Source organism: Intestinibacter sp., from assembly GCF_051866655.1.
GTDB lineage: Bacteria > Bacillota > Clostridia > Peptostreptococcales > Peptostreptococcaceae > Intestinibacter.
Map to the genome: position 1 here is coordinate 1 of NZ_JBJDXL010000115.1, position 6,488 is coordinate 6,488.

Here is a 6,488-nt window from a genome sequence, read left to right on the forward strand (position 1 = left end):
GGCAGCTTTGTAAAAAGCACCAACATGGAGCTACTAAAAGAAGAAAAGCTAAGGTTAATAGAAGAGTACCTATCAAAAGCAGTAGACGAGGCAAAAAAATGCTCGATAGACTACGAAGAGATAGAATCTATTCTAAGGCTTTTATATGAAGAGGATTAAAAAATTATATAGATATTTGGAAAAACAGTTAAAAAGCTTTAAAAAATAAATTTATGTATAGTATAAAAATACGGAGGGATTACTATGAAATACGCAATAGAAGTAAACAACCTTAACAAAACTTACGATGGATTTTCTCTAAAGGATGCATCCTTCAAGCTAGAAACAGGAACAATAATGGGAATCGTAGGGGAAAACGGAGCAGGAAAATCGACTATAATAAAAGGAATTCTAAACCTAATAAATATAGACTCAGGAGAAGTAAAGATATTTGGGAAAGATTTCAAAGAAAATGAAATGGAAATTAAAAAAGACATAGCAGTAGTATTCGACGAAAGCTATTTCCACGACAACTTAAAAATACCAGATATCGATAAAATAATGAAGAATATATATCCTAGTTGGAACAAAAATCAATTTTTAAAATACACAAACAAATTCAAACTACCTAAGGACAAAAGAATAAAGGATTTTTCAAGAGGGATGAAAATGAAGCTATCTATAGCAGTAGCACTTAGCCACGAAGCTAAGCTTCTAATCCTAGATGAAGCTACAAGTGGACTGGATCCAGTAGTCAGAGACGAGATTTTAGACATATTCCTAGAATATATACAAAACGAAGACTGCAGTATACTTATAGCCTCACATATAACTAGCGACCTAGAAAAAATCGCTGATTACATAACCTTTATAAACGACGGACAAATCATATTCAGTGAAAACAAAGACGAACTAATTTACAACGCAGGAATAGTAAAATGTAGTGAAAAAGAAATCGACAAAATAAAAAATGAAGATATAGTCGGCATCAGAAAGAACACTTTTGGATGCGAGGTAATGGTAAACAACAGAGAGCATTATGAAAATATGGGATTTGTAGTAGATAAGACAAATTTAGAAGAAATAATTTTATTTACAGTTAGGGGTGCAAAATAATGAAAGGTCTATTAATTAAGGATATATTAAATTTAAAAAATTACATGAAGCAATTAATATTAATTTTTATATTTTTTACAGCATATGGAATTTTTCTAAAAAATGGAACCTTTGTTGGTGCTATGATAACTATGATGCTTAGTATGCAGGTTATAACTACTATGTCATATGATGAATATGCTAAATGGGATAAATACGCTTTAACTATGAATATAACTAGAAAAGATGTGGTTTTATCTAAATACGTATTTTTCGTAATGTGTATATTAGTTGGAATTGTAGCTGGTGTTGTTGGATCTTTAGCTATAAATAGCTTCATAGATGTACCCGTGAGTATTGAAGAAATACTGATTACATCCATAATTGTACCAGCTATATTCTCTATATTATTTTGCATAGTAATTCCTATTGTATTTAAAAATGGAGCAGAAAAGGCTAGAATAATCATGATGGCGATATTTTTTATACCAGCGATTTTAGTATTTTTAGTTGCAAAAATAGCTGAAAAGTCTAATATACCTATGCCAGATGCAAATACTTTAGATACATTGGCTAAAGTAGGGCCTATAGCATTAGTTGTATTAGCGGTTATAGTTTGCTTTATATCATACAAAATATCATTAAAAATATATAGCAAAAAAGAATTTTAGAAAATTGAAAATATATGTTGACAATTACTCGATGAAAATGTTATTCTTATAACTGTAAGAACAAGAAAATAAATTAAATATTTATGGATTGTGACTGGTAATGCAGGCAAGACCAACTACATAAGGATAATTATATGTGTATTCTATATGTTTGTTGGTCTTTTTTGATATATGCTTAAAATAGGAGGTGATGGTTATTGTATAGGGTAAAAAAGGTAATTAATAATAATTTTATCAGTTCTATAGATCAAGACGGCAAGCAGGTTGTTATAAGAGGCTTGGGAATAGGATTTCAGAAGAAGCCAGGAGAGTGGATAAAGGACGATAAAGTAGAGGCTGTCTACAGAATAGAAGACAAGGCTACTTCAAACAAGTTACAAGAGCTTGTAAGTCAAGTCCCTAAGGAATATATAGACACAAGCACAGAGATCATAGACAATATAAAATTAAAACTAAATAAAAAATTAAACGACAACATTTATATTACTTTAACTGACCACCTTAGTTTTGCAATCGAAAGAAAAAAGTTAAACCAAGAGTACAGCAATGCTCTACTTTGGGATATAAAGAGATTCTACGATCAAGAATATAAATTGGGATTAGAATCACTAGACATTATAGAGAAAAAACACAAAATAAGACTTTCAGATGATGAAGCAGGATTTATCGCATTACATATTGTAAATGCAGAATTAGATACAAACATGAGTAGCATGATAAAGATAACTTCATTTATGCAGGAAGTACTTGAAATAGTAAAAAATTATTACAATATAGAATTAAATGAGGATTCTTTAGATTTTGGAAGATTCATAACTCATTTAAAATATTTTGCACAGAGGTTATTCAGCAATAAGCCTACAAAGGATACAGATTTCCAATTACAGAGAATGATTAGAGAAAACTACAGCAAGGATTACGGCTGTGCAGAAAAAATCAAAGAATACATCAAGGAAAAATACGACTTAAATCTTACAGGTGAAGAAATGATGTTTTTAACTATTCACCTAAAGAGAATATCTACAAATTAATAACTTGGATTGTGACTGGTAATGCAGGCAAGACCTAATTAGAAGATGTAAAGCTCAAGTTTACAGCAAGAATAGATATATTTTAATTTTAGCTATATTTATATTTATATTTTATGTAAATATCTATATTTTGTTGTGTAAATTAAAGGGACATACATTTTTAGTTAGGTCTTTTTATTTGCTCAAAATTACTAGATTATAATAAAATTTTTTCATTTGGAAATTATTAAATTAAGGAAAAAATAAATTACAAGGAGGAATTACAAAATGAAAGATAAGATTTTTGGAGTCTTACAACGTGTCGGAAGATCATTCATGCTTCCAATAGCAATTTTACCAGTAGCTGGTCTTTTCCTAGGAATAGGTGGATCATTTACAAATGAAACAATGCTTAATGCATATGGATTAATGGGTGTTATGGGACCTGGAACATTTATTTACAGCTTATTAACAGTTTTAAATGCAGCAGGTAACGTAGTATTTGCAAACCTACCAATTATATTTGCGATGGGTGTTGCAATAGGTATGGCGAAACAAGAAAAAGAAGTTGCAGCTTTAGCAGGTGCTTTAGCGTTCTTCATAATGCATGCTTCAGTTAGTGCTATGATAGCAGTTCATGGTGGAGCAGAAAGCATGTTAAGCGGTTCTACAGCAGATGTATTAGGTATGACATCTCTTCAAATGGGTGTATTTGGAGGTATTATAGTAGGTCTTGGTGTAGCTGCACTTCATAATAAATTCTATAAAATCGAATTACCACAAGTATTATCATTCTTCGGTGGTACAAGATTTGTTCCAATAATAAGTGCAATAGTTTACTTAGTTGTTGGTATAGCAATGTTCTACTTATGGCCACCAATACAAGGTGCAATATATTCTGTAGGTGATTTAGTTAGAGGTTCTGGATATGTAGGAACTTGGTTATACGGTTTAATGGAAAGAGCTTTAATACCATTTGGTCTTCACCATGTATTCTATTTACCATTCTGGCAAACAGGTGTTGGTGGAACTATGGAAGTAGCTGGAAAGATGATAGAAGGTGCTCAAAACATATTCTTCGCTCAACTTTCAGATCCAACTGTTACTCACTTTAGTGTAGAAGCTACTAGATTTATGTCTGGTAAATTCCCACTTATGATATTTGGTTTACCAGGAGCTGCACTTGCAATGTACAAATGTGCAAAACCTGAAAAGAGAAAAGCTGTTGGAGGTTTACTATTATCAGCAGCATTAACTTCAATGTTAACAGGTATAACTGAACCACTTGAATTCACATTCTTATTTGTTGCTCCAATGTTATATGTAATTCACTGTATATTTGCAGGAGCTGCATACATGTTAATGCACATATTTAATGTTGGTGTTGGTATGACTTTCTCTGGAGGACTTATAGACTTATTCCTATTTGGTATACTTCAAGGAAATGCAAAAACTAGTTGGATAAATGTAGTATTTGTAGGTATAGCTTACTTTGTAGTTTACTACTTCTTATTCACTTTCTTAATCAAAAAATTCGACTTCAAAACTCCAGGTCGTGAAGATGATGACAATGCAGAAGTTAAATTATATACAAGAGCAGACGTAAATGCTAAAAAAGAAGGACAAAGTGCTGAAGATGCAGATGATGAATTAAGCGCTTTAATACTTCAAGGCTTAGGTGGAAACGACAACTTAACTGACTTAGACTGCTGTATAACAAGACTTCGTTTAACAGTTAAAGATTCTTCTAAGGTAGATCAAGGAATGTTAAAAGCAAGTGGTGCAGCTGGTGTAATCAAAAAAGGTAACGGTGTACAAGTTGTATACGGACCAAAGGTAACAGTTATAAAATCTAACCTAGAAAAATTCATAGCTAGCGGAAAATCTGCTACTGTAAAGGTAGAAGCTCCTCAAGCAGAAGTTAAACAAGAAGCTAAAACAGAAGTAAAAGTAGAAAGCGGAGTAGTATATGCTCCAATAAAAGGTAAAGCAATAGCTTTAGAAGAAGTAAATGATGGTGTATTCTCAGCAGGAATGTTAGGTAAAGGTATAGGAATAGAACCAGCTGAAGGAAGAGCAGTTTCTCCAGTAAACGGAACAATTTCAGTAGTATTCGATACTAAGCATGCTATAGGAATAACTTCAGATGAAGGTATAGAAGTTCTTATACACATAGGATTAGATACAGTACAATTAAATGGTGAACCTTTCAACGTACATGTAAAAGTAGGAGATAAAGTAAAGGTTGGAGATTTATTAGCAGAATTTGATATGGACAAAATCAAAGAAGCTGGATATAAAACAGTAACTCCAATAATAATAAGTAACACAGACGTTTATAGCGATGTAAAAGTTTTAGCTAACGGCGATATAGATGAAAATGCTGAAATGCTAAGAGTTGAAAAATAGACTTCTTTCAAATTTAAAGTTTTATAATATATTAAAAAATTGCCGCTTCAGAATTAGAAGCGGCAATCTTGATTTATTTAAAAATATGTACAAATTCTTATACGTTGCAGTAACCTACTATTTTGTAGTCATCAGGTACATTGTAAGTATTTTCGATTTCTCCTAAAGTCCAGTGTAAATCAAATAGAGTAGTATCTATTACTATAGAGAAGTATAATAAAGCAATACCAGTGTCTATGCTTCTTTCGTAATCACTTGCGAAATCATCTTGTTTGATAGCTAGTATAACTTTTCCGCCGTCTATTATAAATCTCCAAGGTTGTTGATTTAAAGTAGATGGAGCTAATCTTGAAATACTAAATGCATCTATTAAATATCTTTCTTCTAATAATTCAACTGTTGCGTTATTTCCCCAAGTATCTACATAAACGATATCTTCTACGCCAAGCTTATAAGGAGTAGTACTTTCAAGATCCATAGAAGCTTTAGAATAATTGTCGCCTACTTTTACAGCTGATTTCTTTGTTCCTTTAGAAGCACCTGAATATCCAATAGCTATAATTGCAACAACTTCTTTGTCTGATGAGATATCTAGTGCCTTTTTGATTTCATCGCTGCTCTTGAAAGTGATAGAAGCACCAGCAAATACAGGGAAAAATTCACCAGTTAGAACGCCTTTACGAATTGCTTTTTTAATTTCTTCAACACTAATGCTTTCACCAGTTGGATCTTCCATATATTTTTCAAAGAATTCATCATCATATTGAGAAATAGCTTCGAAAAGTTTTCCTCTTAATTCTTCTACTTTATCTTCATATCCTTCAATTACATGATCAATTACGCTAATGTCTAATCCTTTATCATCATTGTAAATGTATGTTTTCTTTTCAATGATGTCAATAATTCCTTTAAATGCACTTTCTTGTCCAACAGGATATTGAACAGCATATCCATTAGCAGCAAGTCTACTATGTAATGTTTCAATACACATTTCAAAGTCTGCGCCGATAGCATCAAGTTTGTTAACAAAGACAATTCTTGGTACATTATATTTTGAACCTTGTCTCCAAACTGTTTCAGTTTGTGCTTCAACACCATTTTTACCATCTAGTACTGTAACAGCACCATCTAGTACTCTTAGTGATCTTTCTACTTCTACTGTAAAGTCTACGTGTCCTGGAGTATCGATAATATTTAAACGGTATCCTTTCCAATGTGCTGTTGTAGCAGCAGATGTAATTGTAATACCTCTTTCACGTTCTTGTTCCATCCAGTCCATAACTGCAGTTCCATCATGAACTTCACCAATTTTATGACTTACACC

The 6,488-nt window shown here is 31.9% G+C and carries 5 protein-coding genes; 4 read left to right on the forward strand and 1 reads right to left on the reverse strand.

From position 1 onward, the window contains the following. Positions 1-243: 243 nt before the first annotated feature. From ACI3VO_RS03025 to ACI3VO_RS03040, 4 genes are all read left to right on the forward strand, one after another. Positions 244-1,095 carry an ABC transporter ATP-binding protein gene (locus ACI3VO_RS03025; RefSeq protein WP_439756501.1) on the forward strand — a complete coding sequence of 284 codons (852 nt, stop codon included), beginning with the start codon at positions 244-246 and terminating at the stop codon, positions 1,093-1,095. Next, positions 1,095-1,745 carry an ABC-2 transporter permease gene (locus ACI3VO_RS03030; RefSeq protein ID WP_439756502.1) on the forward strand — a complete coding sequence of 217 codons (651 nt, stop codon included), beginning with the start codon at positions 1,095-1,097 and terminating at the stop codon, positions 1,743-1,745. The genes ACI3VO_RS03025 and ACI3VO_RS03030 overlap by 1 nt, the downstream gene beginning before the upstream one ends. A gap of 197 nt (positions 1,746-1,942) precedes the next feature. Further along, a complete protein-coding gene (licT, locus tag ACI3VO_RS03035) occupies positions 1,943-2,776 on the forward strand; it encodes a BglG family transcription antiterminator LicT (protein WP_439756503.1) in 834 nt (277 codons plus the stop codon). Positions 2,777-3,043: 267 nt separating this feature from the next. Beyond that, positions 3,044-5,164 carry a glucose PTS transporter subunit IIA gene (locus ACI3VO_RS03040; RefSeq protein ID WP_439756504.1) on the forward strand — a complete coding sequence of 707 codons (2,121 nt, stop codon included), beginning with the start codon at positions 3,044-3,046 and terminating at the stop codon, positions 5,162-5,164. A gap of 97 nt (positions 5,165-5,261) precedes the next feature. Here ACI3VO_RS03040 and ACI3VO_RS03045 read toward each other — a convergent pair. After that, a partial coding sequence (locus ACI3VO_RS03045) for a GTP-binding protein (protein WP_439756505.1) occupies positions 5,262-6,488 on the reverse strand: 1,227 nt, incomplete at its 5' end.